Source organism: Gammaproteobacteria bacterium (assembly GCA_013697705.1).
In the GTDB taxonomy this organism is placed as follows: domain Bacteria; phylum Pseudomonadota; class Gammaproteobacteria; order UBA6002; family UBA6002; genus UBA6002.
The window spans coordinates 1-25819 of the sequence record JACCWJ010000046.1; the positions used below are offsets into that span (position 1 = coordinate 1).

The window sequence follows — 25819 nt, forward strand, 5'->3', positions numbered from 1 at the left end:
GGATCAATGCCCGATGCTGGATCCCGCGATCAAGTCGCGGGACGACGGGAAGGAGTGTCGCGGGACGACGGGAAGCCGAGCCAGAACGACGGGAAAGCGCAGAATGTCGTGGAAGAGTTGAAGGTTAGTAGAACGTACTAACGTAGGTAGCTTTCTATAAATTTTCGTGGAAATCCAGCCCTGGAGGACATTCGCAGCTAAATCTAAAGAGGAAAAAGTAACATAAACTAACGTATAAAACGCATCGTCAGGGGATATCGGAAAGGTTTGCCATTCGCGGTTTCAATGCTGGCCATTACCATCGCAATGATATGGAAGACAGCTATTACCGGTAACAAAAACAATCCAATTACAATCAGCATTAAAACTAACGCAATTATGTAATAAATAGTGATGGATAGCTGAAAGTTCACGGCTTCTTTGCCTTGTTCATCAACATAGGGCATTTTTTCACGTTTCATAGCCCAGACTACTAGGGGCGCGATAAGATTCCCAAAGGGAAAAATAAATCCGGCGAATCCACAAAGATGGCACACCATGGCCCACGTAGTTTCTTGGGTCGTGGGGGCCTGCTGAGTGAGAGTGGGCGTAGGTTTTTGTTCGTCTGTTTTCATAGTTTTTTGTGCATTCATGCGTTTAATTAATATTATTATAGCTGATAAGAGGGCGCTCGCAATGCCTAGGCCTGTAAAGAAGAAACTGGCTGCTAAGGCAGCTAACACTTTGAGTAGGCTGGGTTGGCGTAAATATATCCTATAACGAGGAACATTGTCGGGCATCAGCGCGGTGACTTGGTATGTGCCTGCGTTGGTAAAGCTGAGGCTTCCTAGGGAATAATGAGCAGAATTATTTTGCGTATTGCTCCACCCTATCGTAGGTTTGAATAAGAAGGATTCATGAGTCTTCGTATCGGTAAACGTTATCTGGGTAACACCGAGATTTTTTAGTTTCTGAATATTCTTCGGCGCTTTTGATTCAACCCATAATGTGTATTGTCCCGGTGTGGGGATAAAGAGCTGAGATGTGCCGGGGACATAAAAAGTAATGGTATGAACCGCTGCACTGAAAATCGAATAGAGTAAATACGCACTAATTATTGGACCCAACAAAAATAAAAATAGAGATAACCCATACCATTTTCTTGTGGGGATTATCTTTTTTGAGGCATTATTAGTCATATATTTTCTCAGCGTTAATTGGATTATATGATAATAAAGATTTTTGCCCAAACTCAACAACTTCTTCTGTTGAACGATGAAAAAACAATTCGCTCCTATACCGTCTCCACGGCCAAAAGAGGCTTAGGTGAAATTCGGGGAAGTGAAATGACACCGCGTGGTTGGCATAGGGTACGCGCTAAAATTGGCACATCCGCCCCTATCAATACAGTATTTGTCAGGCGGCGGCCAACGGGGGAGATTTATTCTCCTCCTCTTGCAACTCAACAGCCAGGAAGGGATTGGATTTTGACGCGTATTCTTTGGTTGGGAGGGCTGGAGCCGGGTGTTAATCGTTTTGGAAACGTAGATACGTTAAAACGCTTTATCTATATTCATGGCTGCCCAGATGAAGAAGGTTTGGGTGTTCCTTTGTCACATGGGTGTATACGTATGAGCAATAGCGGGATTCTTGAATTATTTGATTTAATACCTGTCGGGACACGTGTTTTGATTACTGAAGAAGATCATGCTATAAATAAATCTTAATCGAATTCAAATAAAGGATAAGTATGGAGCGTGCTGAGGATATAATCAAATTCTGGTTTGGCAAAGTAGAAGAATCTGCGTTTCCTACCGCTAATCGGACGCACATCTGGTTTGGCCATGATGCCGCTGTGGATGACGAGATCCGATCTAAATTTTCATATGACTTAGAAAAAGCAGTGTTGGGTGAATATTCCGATTGGGAAAAAAATTCACGGTCTTCGTTAGCGTTGATTATTTTATTTGATCAATTTTCTCGCCATATTTATCGTGATACCCCATTAGCCTTTGCACAAGATCACCGCGCCCTTGATCTATGTTTGCATGGTATAGAAAGACAATACGATCATTTGATTAGCTTAATTGAGAGAGCATTTTTTTATTTCCCCTTAATGCATTCCGAAAATGTTGAAATTCAAGCGACTTCTATCCGTGCTTATAAAATTCTTTTAGATTTATCTTTCCCAGAGGCAAAAGGAATCTTTGAGAATTTTCTGGACCATTCCTTACAACATTTTGATATAGTAAAGCGTTTTGGTCGCTTCCCCGATCGAAACCAAGCGCTAGGACGCATCTCTACAGAAGAAGAAATCAAATATTTAGAAAAAGAATATTTACAAGGTGATAAATGACAGAGGCCAAGCCAATTTATAAAGTGATATTTATTAATCAAAACAATGTTTATGAGATTTATGCAAAGAATGTTGCTCAAAGCAATCTTCTAGGCTTTATCGAAGTGGAAGAGCTTATATTTGGAGAAAAAAGCTCAGTTGTCGTTGACCCCGGTGAAGAGCGCTTGAAAAGTGAGTTCACCAGTGTGAAGCGAAGCTATATCCCAATACATTCTATTATACGTATAGATGAAGTAATTAAGGAGGGTGTAGCAAAAGTAAAAGATTTGGGTGATAAAGCCAATAATATAACTCCCTTTCCCACAGGTATTTACCCCGCGCCAAAAGAACGTTTATAGGAAAAAAAATGACATTAGGGCATGTCATGCTTGATTTGACGAGCTTTGAGTTAAATCAGCTTGAAAAAGAACTATTGCGGCATCCTCAAGTAGGCGGCGTTATCCTATTTACTCGCAACTTCGAATCTAAGAAACAACTACGCTATCTCATCAAAGACATTCGCAAAATAAACCCAGAATGTCTCATAGCAGTGGATCAAGAAGGGGGGCGGGTTCAGCGATTTCGAGACGATTTTATACCCCTGCCGGCGTTTAAAAGTTATGGTGATCTCTATGAGAAAAATACCAGTGAGGCAATGACACTTGCCGAAAAAATGGCATATGCGATGGCCTGTGAATTACTTGAGCTGGGGATAGATTTGAGTTTCACGCCGGTTCTCGATTTGGCATATGGTGAAAGTGAAGTCATTGGTGATCGTAGTTTCCATGCTCACCTTGATATCGTCACGCGCCTTGGAAGAGTTTTTATTAAAGGTATGCATCGAGCTGGCATGCCCGCCACCGGCAAGCATTTTCCTGGTCACGGCTATGTTAAGGCAGATTCTCATGTGACCTTGCCCATTGACAAACGAAGTTTGGATACGCTTTGGGAGCAAGACATGCAACCCTTTAGGGCTTTAAATACTCAGCTAGATGCAGTTATGCCAGCCCATATTCTTTATGAAGATATCGATAATCATCCACCCTGTTTTTCACGTTTTTGGCTACAAGAGATGTTAAGATCGAAATTAAATTTTTCAGGTGTCATATTTAGTGATGACTTAAGCATGGGGGGAGCGCACTATATTGCAGATTATGTTCAAAGAGCCCACAGTGCATTTGAGGCAGGCTGCGATATGATTCTAATCTGTAACCATCAAGATCAAGCAATCCGAGTGTTAGATGAGGTGGAATTATACCAAAATCCCTTATCTGCCAACCGCTTGCACCAATTTAGAAAAAAAGAAAAATTACGTGGAGAGATTTGTGATTAAAATTCCTCAAGATATTCAATCAATACTTGAAAAGGCCACCTGCATCTATTCTAAACAAGAAGTTGAACATGCTTTAGATCGAATGGCGTTATTAATTACTGAAGAAGTCTCTGACTTATTCCCCATTTTTCTTTGTGTAGTTGTGGGCGGCATGATTCCTTTGGGAAGCTTGCTGATGAGAATGATTTTTCCTTTAGAGATAAATTATATTCACGCTACCCGCTATCAAGGTAACACGTCGGGAGGCGAGATTGCCTGGAAAGCAAAACCCACTTGTCCTCTTGCAGACAGAACAGTCGTGATTGTCGATGATATTCTTGATAGCGGCAAAACGTTGTCAGCGATCATTAAGTTTTGTGAAGATCAAGGCGCGAAGCAAGTATTAACCTCTGTCATTGTAGATAAGCATCATGCTAGAGAAGAAGGTGGTCTAGCTCAGGCAGACTTTACTGGTTTGACAGTGGATGGTGACCATTATGTCTTTGGATACGGTATGGATTATCGCGGCTATCTTAGAAATGCCCCGGGAATTTTTGCTATAGCGCCGGAGCATCGTTGAATTTCTCTATTGTAGCTATACAACTCTTTTAGAACACGGCAACAACGTCATATTTGTTGAACCGTTGCCTACTCGCTTAAATCTCTTCCATAAAACCCCTTCAGTTTATTTAACAGTAAACTGAAGGTCGGGTTCTGGCTCTCTTCATTTTGGAAAAAAATCTGCCACTGTTTTGTTTCAAGATTTACTAGCACAAAATTGGGCATGGTAGGTGAAAGTTTATAACAAAACATTTGGCTAATTTTGCCTTGGTTTTTTGTTGCCGGAAAAAAATAATAACAATTTTTAAGCTCTGGTGAATCAGAGGGTATGACCTCGGTTTGCAGTCTATTTTTACCAGGGAAGTGAACGAGTAACCATTTGCCTTCGATAATCCCGCGTTGTTTTTCTGAAAGTAATGGAGCAATAGCAGTATCGCGTAACACCAATTGTTGGGTAGTTAAGTCTATGTCATATAAATTAGCATATTTATTGATCAAACGGGAAAATGTTGAAGCGCCTCTGTGCGCAGTTATATCAATGAGAGGAATATCAATTTCTGATTCCAAAAAGAGAGGTCGATCGAAATTTTTTAACTGACTCCCGCCCATCATAATAGGTCTTAAGCTAACCCCATCAAATGGGATTTTTGGCGTTATGCCTAGCAGATCAAACAAAGTAGGAGCGACATCTATTAAGGCAACGCGTTGAGTAATCGTTTGAGGATTAATCCCAGTACTAGAGCGAAATGCTAACGTCGTTTGTAATTGCGTCATGCTGAGGAGATCGGTGCCATGACCTGAAGAAGTATCCATCCCTATCAGCGCAGAGCCAGGTGTGAATTTCATATAAGGAAATCGTGTAATAGTAGCGAGTCGAGGTGTGGGACCTCTATAATTTTGTTCTTCAGTTATTCTGTCTCCGGGCAGACCTAGGGAATCGCCATGATCAGAAAGAGTAATGATGATACTATTTTGTAGCAGACCTCTTTTTTTGAGAAGCGTCAAAAGCTCGCCAAATTGATTGTCTAGTTGTATCACAGAATCTTCGTATCGTTCTGCTAAGGATTCAAAGTTGGGCTGTTTTGCCCATACATAAGGCCAATGTGCTACGGTCAACGCGGCTATAAACAAAACAGGTTTTCCTGGCGATTTATTGATAAGTCGATTATCCACTAAATTAATAAATGATCCGGGAAGGTAGGTGAAGTATGAATTACGATTCGCATAATTATAGGGAAATAATATTTCTCCTATGACGGTGTTCATTAACAGGTTAGAAAGAGGAGTGTCGTTCACCAACGAAAAAATAAAATCATAAATTCCTGATTGTGCTGCAATGACTTGATCAAATCCAAAATCTGCATTTATGTTAACGAACTGCCTTCCATCTGCAGCAAAGATAGTTTGATAACCTTGAGATTTCAAAACCCTACTTAAACTATTTTCTAATTTTAAGTAATGCTGAGGGATAAGATTAAATCTTGCGCCATTATTTTTGGGATACGCACCCGTCAAAATTGAAACCAAACCTGGGGTTGATCTTCCTAACAATGTTAATGAGTTGGAAAAAAAAGCCGCATTATCGATAAAATTTTTGACGTGAATTGATCGGTCACTTTGTTTAGCATAATCAGGGCGGAGCGAGTCAGTGATAATAAGAATAATATTTGGAGATTGCGTAGTTGGAAAAAAATAAATAGCTGCATAATGTTTATACAGAAAGAGCGAGCTCCAACCTAAGAAAAAAACGACGAGGGTTATGATGCTCCCCCTGGGCTTACTCACTATTATTCTAAATAACACGAGGCCTACAATAATAAGGAGGAGGGAGGTCGTCACAATCAATGCCGCTAAATAAATAGGCGAGTGATGTGGTAGCTTCATTGAAAAATATGAATAAGGAAAGAGATATCCATTCCACAAATAAATGCTTGTTTGACAAAGCAGCCACAACAAAATGCCTACCAAAAAAAGATTCCTCTCAAACACGTGAGAAGTTTTGACGAGCTCCTTAGCCAGCCAGTAAATAATAATAACTAGGAATGTTTGGATAAATATATGCGCTAATACATAAGCAATGAGTGGTTTCCAGAGTGAAAAATTGCTGCCGAGTTTGTGCAGAAAGATCGTAAGAAATCCTGCCATCTTATTGGTATATGCTGTATCAAGAGGCAATTTAAGCGACAAAAAATAGAATTGTAATAATAGTATCAGCAGGGTGAGAAAACAAAACACCCCTTTTAGAAGTGTCCAGGATCGTTTTTGTAATAGCATGCCCCTTCCTTACTATTTCGGCGTGAGAAGTTTTATAAGGTCGGTTACCATTTTTAATTTGTTGGCAGCGGTATTTTCATTTAAGGCGAACTTTAAGCCTTTGGATCCTACAAATTGATATCGTTTGGGTTCTGTTTGAATAAGTTTCAGAAGGGCGGGTAAGTTGATGTTTGGGTGGCTGGTGAATTCCATTTTACCCTGCGAGGCACCCATTTCAATCTTAGCGATGCCAAGTGGAATAGCGTCTAGTTTAATTTGTGTAACAGCAAATAAGTTTTTTATGGGCTCAGGAAAGAGTCCGAATCTATCCACCATTTCCACTTGTATTTGATGCAATGCAGCATAATTTTTTGCACTCGAAATACGTTTGTAGAAACTGAGTCTAATATGGACGTCAGGTAAATAATTTTCAGGTATCAATGCGGTAATCTTTAAATCGATTTCAGGTCCCATTTCCAAGGGTTCATCTTGTGAGGGCTCTTTGCCCTCTTTTAACGATTGAACTGCATGATCTAACATTTCGGAATAGAGATGGAAGCCAACCTCTTCAATGAAACCACTTTGGTCTTCTCCTAAAATCTCACCTGATCCGCGTATTTCTAAATCGTAGGTGGCCAACATAAACCCTGCGCCTAAATCCTCAAGGGATTCTATCGCTTCAAGGCGTTTAATCGCATCTTTAGTAATTGTTTTCACGGGAGGAGTAAGCATATAAGCATAGGCTTGATGATGAGAGCGTCCCACTCTGCCCCGCAATTGATGTAACTGAGCTAAACCAAAGTGATTGGCTTTGTTTATAACAATGGTATTAGCCGTAGGAATATCGATGCCTGATTCAATGATGGTTGTACTTACCAAAACATTAAAACGTGCATGATAAAAATCTGACATCACTTTTTCTAAAGATCGTTCCGTCATTTGGCCATGAGCAAAATTAATGCGTGCTTCCGGCAACAGTTGCTCTAGTTTTTCACACGTTTGTTGAATAGTCTGTACATCATTATGTAAGAAATAAACTTGTCCTCCTCGCAAGATCTCGCGTAAGACAGCTTCTCGCACAATTGCAGGATTATATTCTCTAACAAATGTTTTTATTGAGAGGCGTTTAGCGGGAGGAGTGGCGATAATGGACAGGTCCCGAACCCCTGTTAAAGACATGTTTAATGTGCGTGGGATCGGCGTTGCGGTAAGGGTTAAGATATCAACTTCAGCTTTAATCGCCTTTATTTTTTCTTTTTGATGGACACCAAAACGATGCTCTTCGTCTATGATTAATAAACCTAATGATTGAAACTTTATATCTGCTTGTAATAATTTATGGGTACCTATGAGAATATCAACTTTTCCCCCGGTCACTTCCTTAACAATTTGTTCTTGTTCTTTTTTAGTTTGAAATCGCGATATTACCGCGATTTTAATAGGCCAGTTAGCAAATCGATCTTGAAAGTTTTGATAATGTTGTTGAGCCAGTAAGGTGGTGGGTACGAGGACTGCTATTTGAACATTATCTTGGGTCGCTAAGAATGCGGCACGCATTGCGACTTCAGTTTTACCAAACCCTACATCACCACAAATCAGCCGGTCCATTGGGCGCGGTGAAGTCATGTCATTAATTACTTCATCAATTGCCTTTAGCTGATCAGGGGTTGCTTCGAAAGGGAATTCTGCGGCGAAGGTAAAATAATCGTGATTTGGTTTAGAGAATTCATGGCCCCGTTTGGCGAGACGTTTAGCATAAATGTCCAACAGTTCGGCAGCAACATCACGAATTTTTTCCGCTGTTTTTTGTTTTATCTTTTCCCATTTTTTAGAGCCAAGTTGATAAATTGGTGCATGTTCATCTTCTCGGCCTGTATACCTCGCAATATAATGCAGGGATGAAATAGGCACATATAACTTATCTCCTCCAGCATATTCAATCGTTAAAAACTCCGCTTCGAATCCGTCAGTGTTAATGAGCTGTAGGCCAATATACCTGCCTACTCCATGATTAAGATGAACGACCGGCGCGCCGATTTTTAATTCGGTTAAATTTTTTATTACATTTTCTGGGTCATGTCCGCTGCGGGTGCGAAGTCGGCGTTGCATCACTTGCTGCCCAAATAGTTGAGCTTCGGTAATTAACGAAATTTCAGGATGGTGCAATGTCATGCCATTATCTAATGCAGAGATGGTCATTCCAATTTTAATATCTGATTCCAGGAATTCTTTCCAGCTGGGAATGAGGGTGGGTCTTATTCCAATTTCTTCGAGTAAATTCAAAATCGATTCTCGTCGCCCCAATGTTTCGGCGCAAAATAAAATTCTGTTTTCTGCCTTCTCTAAATAATTGCTAACCGCTTGTAGAGGTTGTTCGGCTTTACTAATGATTTTTAAATCAACAGGGGGGGAGGTATTAAAATTGCGAGCATTCCCGCGTTCTGGTAAAGGATCTTCTTGTACCACTATCTGTGCAAACGCTTTTAATTTACCAAAAACTTCATTAACTTGCAGGACAATCTCTTGCGGCGCTAGGATGGGTTTTTGGACATCATATCGGAGTTGTTCATATCGTTCTGAAACTTCATGCCAAAACTGATTGGCCTTACTTTCGATATCTCCTATTTGTACAATAACGGTATTGGGCGAAAAATAATCGAATAAGGTATGAGTTTTATCAAAAAATAGAGGTAAATAATATTCAATGCCCGTAGCATACTGTCCTTTAGTCACACTCTCATAGATGGGACAGTGTGCCGGGTTGCCCGAAAACATATTACGCCATGATTGTCTAAATTGGGTAATAGCCGCTTCTGTCAGAGGAAATTCTCTCGCAGGCAATAGCCTTATTTCATCAATGACTTCAAGAGATCGCTGCGTTTCTATTTCAAAAATTCGAATGCTATCCACTTCTTCATCGAATAGATCGAGACGGTAAGGCTGAGTACTGCCCATGGGAAATAAATCTAATAACGCTCCTCTTACTGAAAATTCACCGTGTTCCATCACTTGAGACACATGCCTGTAGCCACTGCGTTCTAAGCGTCTCTGGAACTCTGTGAGATCAATGCTATCTCCTTTCTTGATAGCAAAGGTTAATGCTTCAACGTATTCCCGCGAAGTGGTGAAATGCATAAGGGTATTGATAGGAACAATGATGATTCCCTTCGTGAGCTGGGGCAATCTGTAAAGGGTTAGGAGACGTTCTGAAACAATATCTTGATGAGGGGAAAAATGATCATAGGGTAAAATTTCCCAGTCGGGAAAGGTGAAAATGGGTAAGGAATCATTCTCAAGGGCAAAAAACTCCAATTCATACTGTAATTTCGTGGCGGCCTGCATGTCGGGAGTAACGACCACGACGAGTCCCTCATGGGTTTTACTGGCGCAGGAGACCGCTAGGCTTCCAGCAAGGCCATATAATTGACCCCAAAATTGTCGTTCGCCCGGTTTCTTTGGTATTATTACTTCTAAAGGAGTGAGATTGCTCATCATTTTGATCTTATTTACTAGGAGACATGGATGTATAAGTTAGAAACTGATCCTTTAACGACCGCGGGGATCTTAAAGAACAGTTGGAGTTTGTATACTACTTCTTTGAAATACATTTTGGTCTGGTCTTTTATCGTTTCTATAGTGCATATCATTCCCACTCTTTTTGGCTTTGTCGGATTTTTTTATCAAGACTTTTCTGGCCATCTTGAATTTTCTTGGTGGGCTTTGCTTCTTTTTATTGTGTTACTGACCGTAGAAGCTTTTTTTGTCGCCATATTATTCTATAACATTTATACAATTGCAACGGAACAGAAAGTTAATTATAAATTATCAATCTCTACGGCACTTACTTGCTTAATTCCATTATATGTTGCCATGGTATTATATTTCGTCTTCGTCAATGTGGGCATGTTTCTTTTTATTCTACCCGCCGTTTTTATCTCCATAAGTTTGGTTATGTTCTTACCTTTTATTGTGATTGACCGCTTGAATGTTTATAAAGCATTTGAAGCGAGCGCACGTTTGGTCTGGGGCAATTGGTGGCAGACATTTATAGTATTGGTTATCCCCTATGCTATTTCCTATTTTTTGAGAAGCCTCTTCAAAATTACCCCGTGGGGAGGGGAGTGGTTACTTTTTATTGAAGCAATAATATTAACCATATCAATGCCTTATTTTTATTCGGCTTTATTGATTCAGTACAACAATTTGAAAATAATTAAGTCACTCCCAGAGCCTATGGCACAACCTCCTCGCACGCAAGGTCCTTAGCACACTGCGCTTTGTAATGCCCAGAGCGTATCAGTGGAGGTTTGGGTTCCTTGATTTCGCTTTGCTGCATCAAGGCTACTTTTAATATCGTAGCCTGGATCCGGCACTGGTTCTACGCTTAGCTTGATTTGCAAAAATTATCGATCTTAGCAGCAACAATGAAATCATTTTCAGACAGACCGGAAATAGCATGGGTCATTAATTCCAATTTGCAGTAATCATAGCCAATTTTCATATCGGGGTGATGCATATCTTGATTGGCAATCCAGGCCACTGCGTTCACAAAAGCCATCGTTTTATAGAAGTTTTTAAACGAGAAGTCTTTCGTGATTGATTTGTTGTTTTCACCTACCTTCCAGCCATCAAGTTTTTGTATTAATTCCTCAGCTTTTTCTTTGGAAAGCGGCTGCACGCCTCCTTCACAGGGTACACATTTCTTCTCAGTTAAATCTGTCATGATTGTCTCCATATTAACGAATTATTCCGCCTCCCAAACAAAGCTCATCTTGATAAAAAACAATAGATTGCCCTGGAGTGATGGCGCGTTGGTATTGCAAAAATTCAACATGATATTCTTGCTCATTTAATGCAGAGATAATACAGGGTTGGTCCATTTGGCGGTAGCGTATTTTTGCAGTGCAGTGAAATGGAGAACTCGGCGCTTTAGTTATCCACACTACATCACTACACACTAATGCATTTTTCAGTAATAACGGATGATCCTGATTTTGGCCAACAATTAATGTATTTCGTGGAATATCTTTGTAGAGTACATACCAGGGTGCTTCTGAGTGATTCTTGCTGCCGCCAATTCCCAGGCCTTGACGTTGACCCAGGGTGTAAAACATTAGTCCTTGATGTTTCCCTATTACCTCGCCCAAATCTGTTTCAATATTACCTGGCTGAGCTAAAAGATATTCACTCAGAAAATCTTTAAATTTACGTTCTCCAATAAAACAAATGCCCGTACTATCTTTTTTAGTGGAATTAATAAACCCTGCGTGTTTTGCAATGTTTCGCACCTCGGTCTTTTTCATGTCACCTAAGGGAAACAAACTGTGCGATAGCTGAAATTGATTTAAGCGATGCAAAAAATAACTTTGATCTTTACTCGTATCCACTGCCTTTTTTAGATAAGTAATATTGTCGATTGTACTGAGCTTTGAATAGTGACCTGTTGCAATGTAGTCTGCCCCTAAATTAATTGCATAATTGAGAAATGCTTTGAATTTAATTTCTTGATTACACAGAATATCTGGATTAGGTGTTCTGCCTCGGGCGAGTTCATCAAGAAAGTTTTGAAAAACTTTCTCCCAATATTCTTCTGCGAAATTAACCGTTTTAAGGGGGATTTCAATTTTGTCACAGACTGACCTTGCATCCGTCAAATCTTGCATAGCAGAGCAGTAGGGGTCTTCTCTATCTGCTTCCCAGTTTTGCATGAAAACACCCGTCAGTTTGTATCCCTGTTGTTTTAACAGTAATGCAGCGACTGATGAATCAACCCCGCCTGAGAGGCCCACTACAATATGTTGTTTATTTTGGTAAGTCATAGATTCTCGTAGAAATTCATTATTTTAACATAAAAACTTTTAAATTTAACTGCAGCGCCATTGGCCTGGTTGCAGGTCAGATAATTGCCATTCTCCAATCGCAACGCGGACGATGCGAAGGGTAGGGAATCCTACCGCGGCTGTCATGCGACGGATTTGTCGATTTCTGCCTTCTTTTAATTTGATCTCGAGCCAGGTGGTGGGAATAGTAGCGCGAAATCGTATCGGCGGATGTCGTTCCCAAATCGAAGGTGGCTCAATTATTTTTATTTTTGCCGGTTTGGTGACCCCATCATTTAATAAAACGCCGGTCGTCAGCTTATTAAGTGCGGGGGAGGGTGGCACTCCCTCTACCTGCACCCAATAGGTTTTTTCTAATTTGAATTTGGGGTGCATAATTTTATGTCTTAAGACGGGGTCGTCAGTTAACACCACAAGCCCTTCGCTATCTTTATCTAGTCTTCCTGCGGGATACACATTTGGCACTTTAATATAGTCAGATAAAGTCTCGCGTTCCTCTTTATCTGTAAACTGTGTGAGGACCCCAAAGGGTTTATTAAATAAAATCACCATGTTTTTGAGCTCGACTTAAGCATTGCCTAATAGGATTTTCAGGTAAAAAATGATATTCTGCCGCAACCAATTTTAAAAAAATGGAGCAATAATGGCATACCAACATATCAAAGTACCCCACCAGGGCGAAAAAATTAAAGTTAAGTCTGACTTATCCTTAGACGTGCCAGACCAACCCATAATTCCATTCATCGAAGGTGATGGAATAGGCGTTGATATTACACCCGTTATGAAAAAAGTGTTAGACGCTGCAGTGCTTAAGGCGTATGGAGATCAACGAAAAATCTCATGGATGGAAGTTTTTGCCGGGGAAAAATCCACTAAAGTTTACGGCGCTGATGTTTGGTTACCAGAAGAAACCCTCGAGTCAATTAGGGAATATGTGGTAGCCATAAAAGGTCCTCTGACTACCCCTGTTAGTGGTGGCATTCGTTCATTAAACGTAGCGCTACGACAACAACTCGACTTGTATGTGTGTCTTCGTCCTATTCGTTATTACGAAGGAACACCCAGTCCAGTGAAGGAGCCGTGGAACGTTGACATGGTTATCTTCAGAGAAAACTCAGAAGACATCTATGCAGGAATTGAATGGGCAGCCGAGACAGCGGAAGCGAAAAAGGTCATAAATTTCCTCTGCAATGAAATGGGAGTGACGAAAATTCGTTTTCCAGAACATTGTGGAATAGGCATAAAACCTGTTTCCAAGCAGGGGTCAAGTCGCCTCGTAACACGCGCTATTCAATACGCCATTGATAACGATCGTGAGTCTGTCACCTTGGTGCATAAAGGCAATATTATGAAATTTACCGAAGGCGCCTTTAAAGACTGGGGGTATGAAGTGGCGCGGGAGAAATTTGGCGCAACGCCTCTTGATGGCGGTCCTTGGCATGTGCTTAAAAATCCAAAAACAGGTAAAGATATTGTAATCAAGGATGCCATAGCAGACGCCTTCCTTCAGCAAACTCTGTTGAGACCCGTCGAATTCAGCGTTATAGCCACTTTAAATTTGAATGGTGATTATCTATCAGATGCGCTCGCGGCCCAGGTAGGCGGCATTGGAATAGCCCCTGGAGCAAATATTGGTGATCGATCTGCTATTTTTGAGGCAACTCATGGCACCGCTCCCCGGTATGCAGGCCAAAATGCGGTCAATCCGGGTTCCATAATTCTGTCGGGTGAAATGATGCTACGTCATCTTGGCTGGCTAGAAGCGGCAGATTTGATTAATAAAGGGATGGAAGGTGCTATTGAAGCAAAAACCGTCACCTATGATTTTCATCGTTTTATGAGTGATGCAAAACTACTTTCCACCTCTGATTTTGGCGATGCCATTATTAGCCACATGTAAAATATCGGTGCTGAGTGAGGGGGGGTTAACGACCTCCCACTCTTTCTGGGCGCTCAGCATATAATCTCTATTTGTCAAAGTTTTTCTAATTTTTAAGTTATTGTTCCTAAATTGAAAAATTACAGTTCAAAACAGGAAAAATCTTTCAAAATCGACTAATTTTAAAGTAAGCGAGAGAAATAAATATGAACTATGAAAACGTACATGATGTGGGCAGCTTAGTAGTACAGGAAGTTCGCCCAGACATAAAAAAACCAAATCTGTACCAGGTGGTATTATTCAATGATGATTTTACGCCGATGGATTTTGTAGTAGGAGTACTTATTAACTTTTTTAATCATAATAAAGAGCGAGCCACTAAAATCATGTTGCAGGTACATTTAGAAGGGAAAGGTATATGTGGAAAGTTTACATACGATATAGCGGAGACGAAAGTGGCTCAGGTTAACAATTATGCCCGTAGTTCTGAATATCCTCTATTGTGCAGTATGGAGATTGCATAAGGAGTAAGGAGGTGCAACATGTTTAGTAGAGCACTAGAAATTAGCATTAATAATGCTTTTGAGAGAGCCAGGGATAAGAGGCACGAATTTATAACAGTAGAACACCTACTGTTATCTCTTCTGGATAATCCTGATGCTGTCGAGGTTCTGGTCGCTTGTGGGGCCGATCTCAATCGGTTAAAGATTGGATTAGGTATATTTGTAGATGAAACAACGCCATTATTACCCGCGAGTAATGATGCGGATATCCAACCGACATTAGGATTTCAACGCGTGCTGCAGCGTTCAATAATCCAAGTGCAAACCGCGGGCAAGTCTGAAGTAACGGGCGCCAACGTCCTAGTGGCTATTTTTGGTGAGCAGGAAAGCCAATCTGTCTATTTTTTAAGCCAGGAAAATGTGACGCGTTTTGACGTAGTAAATTATATATCTCATGGGATATCTAAGGTCCATCATCATCATCATTCAAGCCCAAGTCCTCTGGAAAGGTCGACCGACCATGACCCCAATGAGGGATTTGTGCATGAAAGTGCACTCGAACGTTTTGCTATCAATCTGAACGAACAGGCCAAAACAGGTCGAATTGATCCATTGATAGGGCGGAAAGATGAAATTATCCGAACCGTGCAAGTACTTTGCAGGAGGCGTAAAAACAATCCTTTATTGGTAGGGGAAGCCGGCGTAGGTAAGACTGCCATCGCAGAAGGATTAGCTAAACTTATCGTCGAAAAAAAGGTTCCCGAACCAATATTAAATAGCACCGTATTTGCCCTCGATCTGGGCATGCTATTAGCAGGTACTAAGTACCGTGGGGACTTTGAAAAACGTTTCAAAGAAGTATTGAAAGATCTTAAACGCCATCCTGGCGCTATCGTCTTTATTGACGAGATTCATACCATTATTGGCGCGGGTGCGGCATCAGGCGGCACGATGGATGCCTCTAATCTGTTAAAACCTCTTTTGAGCAGTGGAGAAATCCGTTGCATGGGTTCAACGACCTATCAGGAATACCGTACTATTTTTGAAAAAGACCGCGCCTTAACGCGTCGTTTCCAGAAAATTGATATTTCTGAGCCATCAGTCGCTGATACTTACAAGATACTTTGTGGGCTAAAGAGTAGGTTTGAATCTTATCATGGAGTCAAATATACCTTTACTGCACTAAAGGCGGCGGCAGAGCTTTCTGATCGATACATCAATGAAAGACATCTGCCCGATAAGGCTATAGATGTAATTGACGAGGCAGGGGCTTATCAACGCCTTCAGCCTCCTCATAAAAAACGACGTGTCATTGGTGGCCGGGATATTGAAGAGGTTGTGGCTAAAATTGCTCGGATTCCAACCCGGCATGTCACGTTATCAGATCAGACAGTGTTAAAAAATATTGAAGAAGATCTGCGCATGTTGGTATTTGGTCAAGAGCATGCTATTTCTTCACTTTGCACATCTATTAAGCTTGCAAGATCAGGCCTAAGAGAGCCGGATAAACCAGTAGGCTGCTTCCTTTTTGCAGGGCCTACGGGGGTCGGCAAAACTGAGGTAACGCGGCAATTAGCTATAACCTTGGGCATTGAATTGGTGCGCTTTGATATGTCTGAATACATGGAGCGTCATACAGTTTCTCGTTTAATCGGGGCCCCTCCTGGCTACGTGGGATACGACCAAGGTGGGCTATTGACTGAAGCCATAAATAAACATCCTCATGCGGTGCTGCTTTTAGATGAAATTGAGAAAGCGCATTCTGATGTTTATAACCTCTTATTGCAGGTAATGGATCATGGCACTTTAACTGACAATAATGGACGCAGCGCTGATTTCAGACATGTCATTGTAGTAATGACTACCAATGCTGGAGCAGAGCTACTAGAGCGGTCTACTATTGGCTTTATCGAGCAGGATAATCAAAGTGAGAGTAATGCAGCCATCAAAAAGCTGTTCACGCCTGAGTTTAGAAATCGACTGGATGCGATTATTCAATTTAACCACTTAACCACTGTCACTCTAGATAAAGTTGTTGAGAAATTCTTGAGCGAGCTTCAATCTGTTCTCTCTACTAAATCTGTTAAATTAAATATTAATAACAGCGCAAAAGAGTGGCTAGCCAGAAATGGGTACGACAAAAAAATGGGTGCGAGACCAATGAGTCGGCTCATACAAGATCAGATCAAGAAGCCGCTAGCGGACAAATTGTTATTTGGCAATTTGATCAATGGTGGCGTCGTCAACATCACTGAAGAGAATGACCAGCTGGTCATCACTACGGAAGACGAATCATAACACTTAGGCCGAGAGTCTCTCGGCCTAACTTCCTTCTTCAGCCTGTTCGGTGGCCTTCTTCTTATCAGGATTTCGAAAACTGATACGGCCTTTGGTGAGGTCATAGGGCGTTAGCTCTACGGTAACGGTATCCCCAGTTAAGATGCGGATATAATTTTTTCTCATTCGACCCGAGATATGGGCAGTAATAATATGTCCGTTTTCTAATTTCACTCGGAACATGGTATTAGGTAAGGTTTCTACCACTACCCCTTGCATTTCAATATGTTCTTCTTTAGGCATGAATTCTAATAAACTCCAAAAAGCAAGTATCATACCTATTTAAATAGGAAAAGTCACCTTGCGGCATGGATTTTTAGTACCGCAGCATCGACTCTCGCATCTAGCGTATTGACAAGACTTATAGAGATGCTAAGGTTATTGCCTGTTGATATGGAAATAAACGAAGGATAAAAAGGGAATCGAATAAAGGGATGTAAATTAAGGACTATTAAGGAAGCTTATTACTATAACAAAATTTGGAGCTTCATTATGATAAAAAAAATAACACTTGGACTTACTGCTCTTTTATCTACGGTTTCAATTAATGCCCTTGCTTCTTCAAACAAAGCACCTTTCGATGTAACCGTTCCTTCTTATAATGGCGGGTTTACCTTCGGTTTAGCTGGCCTTTATCTCCGTCCTTCTGTTGATGCCTTAGATTACGGCATTGTTTACCCAGCTCCTGCAGAAGTGAGTGCCACGGGTCAATTGCGTAATGGTTCTGTTCAAAATGTTGATCCAGACTATGATTGGGGCTACCGTGCCAATATTGGTTATGTTTTCCCAAGCTCCGCAAATGACGTTTCATTAAGTTACACAAATTATAAAAATACTCAAACAGATGCTGTTAAATTAAAAGCTAATGAAGTATTCATTGCTACCACAGCACCTTTTTTAGTTGATGCAACCAGCGTAGCTACCTTCGGAAGTGACGCGAAATTTACAACAGAATATCAAGCTGTTGATTTAGATTTTGGTCAGCATTTCAATATCGGTTGCAATACACATATCAAGTTCCTAACGGGTCTTCGTTATGTTGATTTACGCAACACATTTAATGCTAACTACGAAGGTACACTTCAGCTCGACGACGATGCTGCAGCTGAAACTTTTAACATCAATACTTCACAAAAAAGTAGCTTTAAAGGTATAGGTCCACGTTTAGGTATGGATGCTGAATACAGCCTAGGTCGTGGTTTTGGCGTTGTTAGTCAAGCTACCACAGCGTTATTAGTAGGAAACTCCAAAAGTAAATTTGAGCAACATGCTACTTTAACAAATGACACGCTTACTATTACTGATGTGGCTTCCTTTGAAAATCCAAAGATCACACGGGTAGTTCCAAATCTAAATGCAAAATTAGGATTGAACTACAATGTGGAGTTCTGCAATCCATCACACACCAAGATGACAGTTGAAGCGGGTTACCAAGTGGACCACTTCTTCAATTCAGTTGATCGTTTAAATGGGTTGGGTTTATCAGGTGCTCCAAGAGTAATCACTGATACTAACTTTGCAGGCCCATATGTTGGCGTTCAAGTCCGTATCTAGTTCTAAACTAAAGAGCGTTGGTTTGACCAACGCTCTTTATCTTTTATGGTAGTAATTAAATTAATGTTGCGATTTTTATCATAAATTGTTACTTTTAGGTGCCTAGATTTCTTCAGGCTATCTATCTATATAATTTTACTGCCTCTAGGAGAGAGACATGAAGAAAATAACTATTGGAATAGTTGCACTATTTCTCTTTATTCGATAAGTGGTTTTGCTGCCCCGGCGGTTGCCTCTAAAGATGCTTCGATACCTTGTTACAATGGTGGATATACTTTTGGCTTAGCAGGTTATGAAACCCAGGCTTCACCGAATGCTGTCACCTCAAACCCCGCCAGCTCAGAATTTCCTGACACAAACGATAATAGAGATTCTCACCACAATCTGACAACAGATTATAGATAGTAACTCTATTAACTAAATGCAACTGCTTACGAGCCAGGCTGGCATTTACGAATTTGGTCTTCCTAAATTCGTAAACGCCAACTGATTTGTCGCTTATTTATCTAAGAATTTTTCCGCGTCTAGTGCTGCCATGCATCCGGTGCCGGCAGAGGTAATTGCTTGTCGGTAAATATAATCAGTGACATCGCCTGCAGCGAACACACCAGGAATACTGGTCGCTGTCGCATTACCATTCGAGCCGGTTTGTACCTTGATGTAGCCATTTTCCATTTCAAGCTGTCCAGTAAAAATGTCGGAATTAGGCTTATGTCCAATAGCGATAAAAACACCTTTGACGTCATAGTCCATCATTTCATTATTGAGAACATTCTTGATACGGATGGCGCTGACACTCTTGTCTCCAATAACTTCTTCGAGTGTGTGGAACCACGCGACTTTAACATTGCCATTGATCGTTTTATCGAGTAGGCGATTAGCGAGTATTTTTTCAGAGCGAAATTTATCTCTGCGATGTACAACCAGCACTTCGGAAGCAATATGAGACAGATACAATGCTTCCTCAACAGCAGTATTGCCACCGCCAATGACGGCCACTTTTTGATTTTTAAAGAAAAATCCATCACAGGTCGCGCAGGCCGAAACGCCTTTGCCCATAAATGCCTGTTCAGAGGGAATGCCTAGATATTTGGCAGTGGCGCCAGTTGCAATGATTAAGGCATCGCAGGTATATTCGTGAAACTCACCTTTTAAATAAAAAGGTCGGTCTTTTAAGTTGACCAGGTTGATGTGGTCAAAAATAACTTCAGTGTCAAAACGTTTGGCGTGTCGTAACATTCTGTCCATAAGATCGGGGCCTTGTAACCCTTCAACGTCGCCGGGCCAGTTATCTACGTCGGTTGTTTTGGAGAGTTGGCCTCCTTGTTCAATTCCTGTGATAATAACTGGATTTAAATTTGCTCTTGCTGCGTAAACGGCAGCGGTATAACCTGCAGGACCAGACCCTAGAATTATGAGGCGGTGATGTTTTATATCGCTCATCAGGAACCCTACCTTTATTTGATTACGTTAAACAGCATTGCGCCGAAAAAACGTAATTTAACATGTAAATTTTTAGCCAGGTAGTTAAAATAGTGTTTTTAATCGTATAGCGAGAAAAATGTGAGACGTGTGCAAAAAAAAGAATATAAATTATCAAACTTGCTGCAGATGCATAAGCGACTTCGAGAAGGTTTTTTTATCATCGCACTTTCGATGTCTCTTTTTTTGTTGCTCGCATTAGCAACGTATCATCCCGCTGATCCAAGCTGGTCTAATACGGGGCAGACCAAGGAAATCGCTAATTATGGTGGTTCTGTTGGGGCGTGGCTAGCCGATATTCTGCTCTATCTTTGTGGCTATTTAGCCTTTGTTTTCCCCTTTATATTTTCGTATAGCGCATGGCAATACAGCCATTCTAATCAGAGTCAATTAGAATCTCGTTCGCTGTTGTACTTGAAAATTATGGGCTTTATTTTATTTTTGTTTGCAGGCACAGGTATTGCGAGTTTGCATGTAGATTCCTCCTCGCATCTCCCTTTTACGTCCGGGGGGGTGCTTGGAAATGTGGTGGGCTACAGCATGGTTAAAATTTTTAATTCTGCCGGCTCAGGTTTAATTTTATTCGCTATTTTTTTGACGGGCTTAACACTCGTTACCGGCTGGTCTTGGTTAGTGGTAGTCGATAACATTGGCAAGTTCGTTTTAGATCACTCAGCCAAACTTCCAAAACTCTTAGAAAGAAAGAAGGAACAAAGCAGGCAAGAGCCGAAGGTGAAAAAAATTGGCTTTGAAACACCTGACGTTGAGCCAAGAGAGGTTAAACCGACCATCGTACGCGTTGAACCAAAAATTAAACCCTCTCTAAGTGACGAAGAAGAGGATGACGAAATTGAAATTACCACACCTAAAGAGGTAAAAAAGAAACCAGTCATTCACACGGCTCCCGTTACGTATGAACCCTCTCTAGAGGGAACAATACCCCCTATTACGCTTTTAGATATGCCTGAGCGTGGCACGGCAAAAGGGTATACCAACCAACAACTAGAGAATATGTCACGTGAAGTGGAGCTCCGGTTACTCGATTTCGGGATTGAAGTTAAAGTCGTGGCTGTTCACCCTGGCCCCGTCGTTACTCGTTTCGAATTACAACTCTCAGCAGGCACCAAGGTGAGCAAGATCAGCACGTTGGCAAAAGATCTAGCGCGCTCATTGTCCGTGCTTAGCGTGCGTATAGTCGAAATTATTCCTGGCAAGCCCGTCATCGGATTAGAATTACCCAATCAACACCGAGAAGTCGTCAGGCTCCGAGAAGTACTCGCTTCTCAACAGTATGAAAATGCCCATTCCCCCCTCGCTTTAGCGTTAGGCAAAGATATCGCAGGTCATCCCGTTATTGTAGATTTGGCAAAGATGCCTCATTTATTAGTTGCGGGAACGACAGGGTCTGGTAAATCAGTGGGTCTCAATGCAATGTTATTAAGTTTGCTTTTTAAAGCAACGCCTCAAGAATTGCGTCTCATTATGATTGATCCAAAAATGTTAGAGCTCTCTATTTATGAAGGAATACCTCACCTACTTACTCCTGTGGTAACAGATATGAAAGAGGCTGCCAGTGCACTTCGATGGTGTGTGGCTGAAATGGAAAGGCGTTATCGATTAATGGCTTCCTTAGGGGTGCGCAACATTGCGGGTTACAACCTAAAAGTCAAAGAAGCAAAGAAAAAAGGGGCGCCCCTCCTAGATCCGCTTTGGCAAGAAGGCATGGGGGCTGAAGCACCTCACTTACAAGAACTGCCTTATATTGTAGTGCTCGCCGATGAATTTGCAGACATGATGATGGTGGTCGGGAAAAAAGTGGAGGAATTGATTGCAAGAATTGCACAAAAGGCGAGGGCTGCAGGTATTCATTTAATTCTAGCTACACAACGTCCTTCAGTAGATGTTATCACTGGTTTGATCAAGGCAAATATTCCTACTCGAATTGCGTTTCAGGTTTCGTCGCGTATCGATTCACGGACCATTCTAGATCAACAAGGCGCTGAACAACTTTTAGGGCATGGTGACATGCTTTATCTACCGCCGGGAACAGGCGTGCCCGTTCGAATCCATGGTGCCTTCGTGGCGGATGAAGAAGTCCATCGCGTAGTGTGTGATTGGAAAAGAAGAGGTAAGCCGGATTATATGGATGAGGTCCTCAGTATTCCTGCGAGTGAGTCTGGCGGATTTGGCGATTTTGGTAGTGAAGAAGGCGATAGCGAACAAGATTCACTTTACGATCAAGCGGTCCAAATTGTACTTGAAACAAGGCGCGCCTCTGTCTCTAACATTCAAAGAAGACTCAAGATTGGGTATAATCGTGCAGCTCGAATAGTAGAAGCTATGGAAAACGCTGGATTAGTGAGTGCAATGGAAACGAATGGCACTCGAGAAATTCTAGTTCCAAATGACAAAGAGTAAGATTTTAAACGTAGTAGAGGATCTATATGCAAAAAATTAAAGGCTTTTTATTAGGGGTAATATTATTTTCTTCGTCCGCGATGGCCGATACAGCGTCACAACAACTCGATAAATTTCTATCTAACTTCCATTCGATGAGTGCTAATTTTCAACAAACCTCCATTATTAAAAAAAGCACTGCAAAAAAATCGATTGGCACCATGGCGTTAGAGCGTCCAGGTAAATTTCGTTGGGAAATCACTTCGCCCAATCGCCAGGTCATTATTGCTGATGGCAAATATTTGTGGATTTATGATGTTGATCTTGAGCAGGCAACAAAACAAAGCTTAGGGAAAGACGCCCATAGTCCAGCCATCTTATTAAGTGGTTCAACTGCTGCTTTAGAAGAACGGTTTAATATCATCGATTCCAAACAAGAGGGCAGTAAAGTCATTTTTAATCTCAAGCCAAAACGCAGTCAAGATATGGTGCAACGTGTCGAGTTAGTGTTTGAAAATGATAAATTACATCAAATGTCAGTGATCGACAATTTAGGTCAAAAAAATATTTTCACCTTCTCTAATGTAAAGATTAACCCTAGCTTGGCAACTTCCTTATTTCAATTTCATGCTCCTAAGGGGGTAGATATTATTTCTAATTAAGGATCGGAATGACACCTTCTTTTGAGCCGCTCGCTGCCAGAATGCGACCTGACAATATTGATGATTTCATAGGTCAAGCTCATTTAACCGGTAAAGATAAGCCTCTCAGACAAGCTATAGAGCGCAAAATTATGCATTCTATGATTCTGTGGGGCCCGCCTGGAACGGGTAAAACAACTTTAGCAAGATTGCTGGCAAAAAATGCAAATGCGCATGTGGAAGCGCTTTCAGCAGTGACGTCGGGCATAAAAGATATTCGAGAAGTAATTCAAAAAGCTAACGAACTACGCTCTCATGATCAGCTAACGGTATTATTTGTTGATGAAGTGCATCGATTTAATAAAGTTCAGCAAGATGCATTCCTTCCCTATATTGAAAATGGCACTATTATTTTAGTGGGCGCAACGACCGAAAATCCCTCTTTTGAACTCAACAATGCGTTATTGTCTCGGACGCGTGTGTATGTTTTGAAACGATTAACCGAAGACGATATCTTGCAGATTATTAATCAAGCCTTGCGGGATGAAAAAGGGTTAGGCGATCGTACTCTAAAAATTTCAGAGGAGGCGAAGCTACGTTTGGTGATGGCTGCAGATGGAGATGCAAGACAAGCGTTAACCATGCTCGAAATCGCAAGTGATTTTGCAGTTGATCGTGGACAAGAAGAAGTTATCAGTGATGAGGTGGTAACGGATGTTTTATCCGGTAAAGTCCGCCGTTATGATAAAGGCGGAGATTTATTTTATGAGCAAATTTCAGCACTACATAAATCTGTGCGCGGCTCTTCTCCTGATGGATCACTCTATTGGTTCTCTCGAATGATAGATGGTGGTTGTGACCCGGAGTACATTGCCAGGCGCTTGGTGAGAATGGCGAGTGAAGATATCGGGAATGCTGATCCTCGTGCTCTAGAAATAGCCCTTAATGCATGGGTTGTCTATCAACGTCTGGGTAGCCCTGAAGGTGAATTAACTTTAGCACAAGCGGTTATTTATTTGGCTTGCGCACCTAAAAGTAATGCGGTTTATAAAGCCTATAAAGAAGCACTGCAAGATGCAAAGGAATATGGCTCTTTAGATGTGCCCTTACATCTTCGTAATGCACCCACCCGGTTACTCAAAAAAATAGGTTATGGGAAGGAATATCGTTATGCACACAATGAACCGGAGGCGTATGCGGCCGGAGAAAATTATTTTCCAGAAGACATGCCAACTAAACAGTATTATCGTCCCGTGGAAAGAGGGCTGGAAATCCAAATTAAGGAAAAATTATCTAGGTTGCGAGAGTTAGATAAAAATGTTAAAAAAACATCAAGTAAAACTAAATTGAAGGGTGATGAGTGATGATAGATTCTAAATTGCTACGACATGACATCGAACGCGTTGCAATTGATTTATCAAAACGTGGTTTTATCTTGAGTGTTGATAAAATCAATGAGCTTGAAGAGCAGCGTAAAGCATTACAAATTAAAACTCAGCAATTACAGAATGATCGTAATACAAAATCTAAGCTTATCGGCCAAGCTAAAGCCAAGGGCGAAGACACTTCCCCTCTTCTGGCCGAAGTGGGGCAATTTGGATCTCAATTAAAAGAAATTGAAACGAAACTTGAGCTAATACAGCAACAGCTTCAAGACATTTATTTAATGATTCCGAACATTCCTAACGAAAGTGTTCCGGTGGGTAAGGATGAGTCCGATAATGTGGAAATACGCAAATGGGGAGTCCCTAGGCAATTTGAATTTTCGCCTAAAGATCATGTTGAATTAGGTGAAAATTTAAAGTTGCTTGATTTTGATGCGGCGTCCAAATTATCAGGTGCTCGTTTTATTGTCATGCATGATGGTTTAGCCCGATTGCATCGTGCACTTATTCAATTTATGTTGGATGTCCATACAAATCAGCATGGTTATAAAGAGATTTATGTCCCTTATTTAGTCAAAGAAGAAGCTTTTTACGGAACAGGACAATTGCCAAAACATCGTGAAGACATGTTTTGGATAGCGGGAGACTCCAACTTGAGTTTAATTTCTACCGCTGAGGTGCCCCTTACTAATTTGGTGCGTGATAGTATATTGGAAGGTGAATCTTTACCTATCAAATGGGTGGCGCATACGCCCTGTTTTAGAAGTGAGGCAGGATCTTATGGTAAAGATACACGGGGAATGATTCGCCAACATCAATTCGAAAAAATTGAATTAGTCCAAGTGGTAAAGCCAGAGAACTCTTATCAGACGCTTGATGAGTTAACCTCACATGCTGAAAAAATTCTTCAAAAGTTGGAATTACCTTATCGAGTAATGACGTTATGTACCGGCGATATAGGATTCGCCGCTGCTAAAACTTACGATTTAGAAGTTTGGCTGCCCGGGCAAAATACCTATCGTGAAATTTCCTCTTGCAGTAATTTCGAAGATTTCCAGGCCCGCCGTTTACAGGCGCGTTGGAGAAATAAACCAGATGAAAAACCTATGCTCGTTAACACATTGAATGGATCTGCATTGGCGGTAGGGCGCACCTTAGTGGCTATCATGGAAAATTATCAAGACGCACAAGGGAATATTCATGTTCCAGAAGCGCTTTGGACTTTCATGGATGGGAAAAAAATCATAGAGCGTTGCTGTTAAATTCTTTCTTCACCTTGAATTGCTAAGAACCTTGATTACGCTTCGCTGCATCAAGGCTACTCACTGCAACACCCTCAAAGTAGCCTGGATGTAGCGTAG

22 protein-coding genes are annotated in these 25819 nt (G+C 41.2%); 14 read left to right on the forward strand and 8 right to left on the reverse strand.

The features are described from left to right. Nucleotides 1–227 precede the first annotated feature (227 nt). Nucleotides 228–614 (reverse strand): DUF4870 domain-containing protein, encoded by a 387-nt coding sequence (locus H0U71_08735; protein MBA2655133.1) that lies wholly within the window; start codon nt 612–614, stop codon nt 228–230. A 591-nt stretch (nt 615–1205) separates the two neighbouring features. On the opposite strand from H0U71_08735, the gene H0U71_08740 reads away from it, so the two are divergent. The 5 genes from H0U71_08740 to H0U71_08760 are packed head-to-tail and all read left to right on the forward strand — an operon-like array spanning nt 1206 to nt 4206. Continuing rightward, nucleotides 1206–1706, forward strand: coding sequence for a L,D-transpeptidase (locus tag H0U71_08740; GenBank protein MBA2655134.1), 501 nt, complete (start codon nt 1206–1208; stop codon nt 1704–1706). 23 nt (nt 1707–1729) lie between these two features. Further along, the gene (locus tag H0U71_08745; GenBank protein ID MBA2655135.1) at nt 1730–2335 is read left to right on the forward strand and encodes a DUF924 domain-containing protein; all 606 of its coding nucleotides are present in this window, start codon (nt 1730–1732) and stop codon (nt 2333–2335) included. Then, nucleotides 2332–2673 (forward strand): DUF1820 family protein, encoded by a 342-nt coding sequence (locus tag H0U71_08750; GenBank protein ID MBA2655136.1) that lies wholly within the window; start codon nt 2332–2334, stop codon nt 2671–2673. The genes H0U71_08745 and H0U71_08750 overlap by 4 nt, the downstream gene beginning before the upstream one ends. 8 nt (nt 2674–2681) lie before the next feature. Further along, entirely contained in the window at nt 2682–3647 is a 966-nt protein-coding gene (nagZ, locus tag H0U71_08755; protein MBA2655137.1) for a beta-N-acetylhexosaminidase, read from the forward strand. After that, on the forward strand, nt 3643–4206 hold the full coding sequence (locus H0U71_08760) for a hypoxanthine-guanine phosphoribosyltransferase (GenBank protein ID MBA2655138.1): 564 nt from the start codon (nt 3643–3645) through the stop codon (nt 4204–4206). The genes nagZ and H0U71_08760 overlap by 5 nt, the downstream gene beginning before the upstream one ends. A 68-nt stretch (nt 4207–4274) precedes the next feature. Here the strand turns inward: H0U71_08760 and H0U71_08765 are convergent, their stop codons facing one another. Together H0U71_08765 and mfd are read right to left on the reverse strand one after the other, a co-directional pair. After that, complete coding sequence (locus tag H0U71_08765) at nt 4275–6461, reverse strand: sulfatase-like hydrolase/transferase (GenBank protein MBA2655139.1); 2187 nt, start codon at nt 6459–6461, stop codon at nt 4275–4277. A gap of 12 nt (nt 6462–6473) precedes the next feature. Further along, entirely contained in the window at nt 6474–9935 is a 3462-nt protein-coding gene (gene mfd, locus H0U71_08770; GenBank protein ID MBA2655140.1) for a transcription-repair coupling factor, read from the reverse strand. Between the two features lie 27 nt (nt 9936–9962). Here mfd and H0U71_08775 point away from each other — a divergent pair, with 27 nt between their 5' ends. Then, nucleotides 9963–10706 (forward strand): hypothetical protein, encoded by a 744-nt coding sequence (locus H0U71_08775; GenBank protein ID MBA2655141.1) that lies wholly within the window; start codon nt 9963–9965, stop codon nt 10704–10706. A 118-nt stretch (nt 10707–10824) separates the two neighbouring features. Here the strand turns inward: H0U71_08775 and H0U71_08780 are convergent, their stop codons facing one another. The 3 genes from H0U71_08780 to H0U71_08790 are packed head-to-tail and all read right to left on the reverse strand — an operon-like array spanning nt 10825 to nt 12832. Next, nucleotides 10825–11175 (reverse strand): 4a-hydroxytetrahydrobiopterin dehydratase, encoded by a 351-nt coding sequence (locus H0U71_08780; protein ID MBA2655142.1) that lies wholly within the window; start codon nt 11173–11175, stop codon nt 10825–10827. A gap of 1 nt (nt 11176) precedes the next feature. Continuing rightward, nucleotides 11177–12259, reverse strand: coding sequence for a tRNA 2-thiouridine(34) synthase MnmA (gene mnmA / locus H0U71_08785; GenBank protein MBA2655143.1), 1083 nt, complete (start codon nt 12257–12259; stop codon nt 11177–11179). Nucleotides 12260–12304: 45 nt separating this feature from the next. Continuing rightward, on the reverse strand, nt 12305–12832 hold the full coding sequence (locus H0U71_08790) for a pseudouridine synthase (GenBank protein MBA2655144.1): 528 nt from the start codon (nt 12830–12832) through the stop codon (nt 12305–12307). 91 nt (nt 12833–12923) lie between these two features. On the opposite strand from H0U71_08790, the gene icd reads away from it, so the two are divergent. The 3 genes from icd to clpA all read left to right on the forward strand — a co-directional run bounded on the left by icd (nt 12924) and on the right by clpA (nt 16960). After that, on the forward strand, nt 12924–14180 hold the full coding sequence (gene icd, locus H0U71_08795) for an NADP-dependent isocitrate dehydrogenase (GenBank protein MBA2655145.1): 1257 nt from the start codon (nt 12924–12926) through the stop codon (nt 14178–14180). Between the two features lie 185 nt (nt 14181–14365). Beyond that, the gene (gene clpS / locus H0U71_08800) at nt 14366–14683 is read left to right on the forward strand and encodes an ATP-dependent Clp protease adapter ClpS (protein ID MBA2655146.1); all 318 of its coding nucleotides are present in this window, start codon (nt 14366–14368) and stop codon (nt 14681–14683) included. 18 nt (nt 14684–14701) lie between these two features. Beyond that, on the forward strand, nt 14702–16960 hold the full coding sequence (gene clpA / locus H0U71_08805; protein ID MBA2655147.1) for an ATP-dependent Clp protease ATP-binding subunit ClpA: 2259 nt from the start codon (nt 14702–14704) through the stop codon (nt 16958–16960). Between the two features lie 24 nt (nt 16961–16984). Here the strand turns inward: clpA and infA are convergent, their stop codons facing one another. Continuing rightward, a complete protein-coding gene (infA, locus tag H0U71_08810; protein MBA2655148.1) occupies nt 16985–17242 on the reverse strand; it encodes a translation initiation factor IF-1 in 258 nt (85 codons plus the stop codon). A gap of 249 nt (nt 17243–17491) precedes the next feature. Here infA and H0U71_08815 point away from each other — a divergent pair, with 249 nt between their 5' ends. Continuing rightward, the gene (locus H0U71_08815; GenBank protein MBA2655149.1) at nt 17492–18553 is read left to right on the forward strand and encodes a hypothetical protein; all 1062 of its coding nucleotides are present in this window, start codon (nt 17492–17494) and stop codon (nt 18551–18553) included. Nucleotides 18554–19051: 498 nt separating this feature from the next. On the opposite strand, the gene trxB is transcribed toward H0U71_08815, so the two are convergent. Continuing rightward, complete coding sequence (gene trxB / locus H0U71_08820) at nt 19052–19996, reverse strand: thioredoxin-disulfide reductase (GenBank protein ID MBA2655150.1); 945 nt, start codon at nt 19994–19996, stop codon at nt 19052–19054. A 168-nt stretch (nt 19997–20164) separates the two neighbouring features. On the opposite strand from trxB, the gene H0U71_08825 reads away from it, so the two are divergent. From H0U71_08825 to serS, 4 genes are read left to right on the forward strand one after another with little or no spacing between them, the layout of a single operon-like run. Next, complete coding sequence (locus tag H0U71_08825; GenBank protein ID MBA2655151.1) at nt 20165–22453, forward strand: DNA translocase FtsK 4TM domain-containing protein; 2289 nt, start codon at nt 20165–20167, stop codon at nt 22451–22453. A gap of 26 nt (nt 22454–22479) precedes the next feature. Next, on the forward strand, nt 22480–23094 hold the full coding sequence (gene lolA / locus H0U71_08830) for an outer membrane lipoprotein chaperone LolA (protein ID MBA2655152.1): 615 nt from the start codon (nt 22480–22482) through the stop codon (nt 23092–23094). Between the two features lie 8 nt (nt 23095–23102). Next, nucleotides 23103–24437 carry a replication-associated recombination protein A gene (locus tag H0U71_08835; GenBank protein MBA2655153.1) on the forward strand — a complete coding sequence of 445 codons (1335 nt, stop codon included), beginning with the start codon at nt 23103–23105 and terminating at the stop codon, nt 24435–24437. Beyond that, the gene (serS, locus tag H0U71_08840; GenBank protein MBA2655154.1) at nt 24437–25720 is read left to right on the forward strand and encodes a serine--tRNA ligase; all 1284 of its coding nucleotides are present in this window, start codon (nt 24437–24439) and stop codon (nt 25718–25720) included. Before H0U71_08835 ends, serS begins: the two co-directional genes overlap by 1 nt. Nucleotides 25721–25819 lie beyond the last annotated feature (99 nt).

Bases quoted from the DNA above. Each gene is read 5' to 3' on its own strand.
- H0U71_08735 (MBA2655133.1), bottom strand. From the start codon at position 614: ATGAAAACAGACGAACAAAAACCTACGCCCACTCTCACTCAGCAGGCC.
- H0U71_08740 (MBA2655134.1), top strand. From the start codon at position 1,206: ATGATAATAAAGATTTTTGCCCAAACTCAACAACTTCTTCTGTTGAAC.
- H0U71_08745 (MBA2655135.1), top strand. From the start codon at position 1,730: ATGGAGCGTGCTGAGGATATAATCAAATTCTGGTTTGGCAAAGTAGAA.
- H0U71_08750 (MBA2655136.1), top strand. From the start codon at position 2,332: ATGACAGAGGCCAAGCCAATTTATAAAGTGATATTTATTAATCAAAAC.
- nagZ (MBA2655137.1), top strand. From the start codon at position 2,682: ATGACATTAGGGCATGTCATGCTTGATTTGACGAGCTTTGAGTTAAAT.
- H0U71_08765 (MBA2655139.1), bottom strand. From the start codon at position 6,461: ATGCTATTACAAAAACGATCCTGGACACTTCTAAAAGGGGTGTTTTGT.
- mfd (MBA2655140.1), bottom strand. From the start codon at position 9,935: ATGATGAGCAATCTCACTCCTTTAGAAGTAATAATACCAAAGAAACCG.
- H0U71_08775 (MBA2655141.1), top strand. From the start codon at position 9,963: ATGTATAAGTTAGAAACTGATCCTTTAACGACCGCGGGGATCTTAAAG.
- H0U71_08780 (MBA2655142.1), bottom strand. From the start codon at position 11,175: ATGGAGACAATCATGACAGATTTAACTGAGAAGAAATGTGTACCCTGT.
- mnmA (MBA2655143.1), bottom strand. From the start codon at position 12,259: ATGACTTACCAAAATAAACAACATATTGTAGTGGGCCTCTCAGGCGGG.
- H0U71_08790 (MBA2655144.1), bottom strand. From the start codon at position 12,832: ATGGTGATTTTATTTAATAAACCCTTTGGGGTCCTCACACAGTTTACA.
- icd (MBA2655145.1), top strand. From the start codon at position 12,924: ATGGCATACCAACATATCAAAGTACCCCACCAGGGCGAAAAAATTAAA.
- clpS (MBA2655146.1), top strand. From the start codon at position 14,366: ATGAACTATGAAAACGTACATGATGTGGGCAGCTTAGTAGTACAGGAA.
- clpA (MBA2655147.1), top strand. From the start codon at position 14,702: ATGTTTAGTAGAGCACTAGAAATTAGCATTAATAATGCTTTTGAGAGA.
- infA (MBA2655148.1), bottom strand. From the start codon at position 17,242: ATGCCTAAAGAAGAACATATTGAAATGCAAGGGGTAGTGGTAGAAACC.
- H0U71_08815 (MBA2655149.1), top strand. From the start codon at position 17,492: ATGATAAAAAAAATAACACTTGGACTTACTGCTCTTTTATCTACGGTT.
- trxB (MBA2655150.1), bottom strand. From the start codon at position 19,996: ATGAGCGATATAAAACATCACCGCCTCATAATTCTAGGGTCTGGTCCT.
- H0U71_08825 (MBA2655151.1), top strand. From the start codon at position 20,165: ATGCATAAGCGACTTCGAGAAGGTTTTTTTATCATCGCACTTTCGATG.
- lolA (MBA2655152.1), top strand. From the start codon at position 22,480: ATGCAAAAAATTAAAGGCTTTTTATTAGGGGTAATATTATTTTCTTCG.
- H0U71_08835 (MBA2655153.1), top strand. From the start codon at position 23,103: ATGACACCTTCTTTTGAGCCGCTCGCTGCCAGAATGCGACCTGACAAT.
- serS (MBA2655154.1), top strand. From the start codon at position 24,437: ATGATAGATTCTAAATTGCTACGACATGACATCGAACGCGTTGCAATT.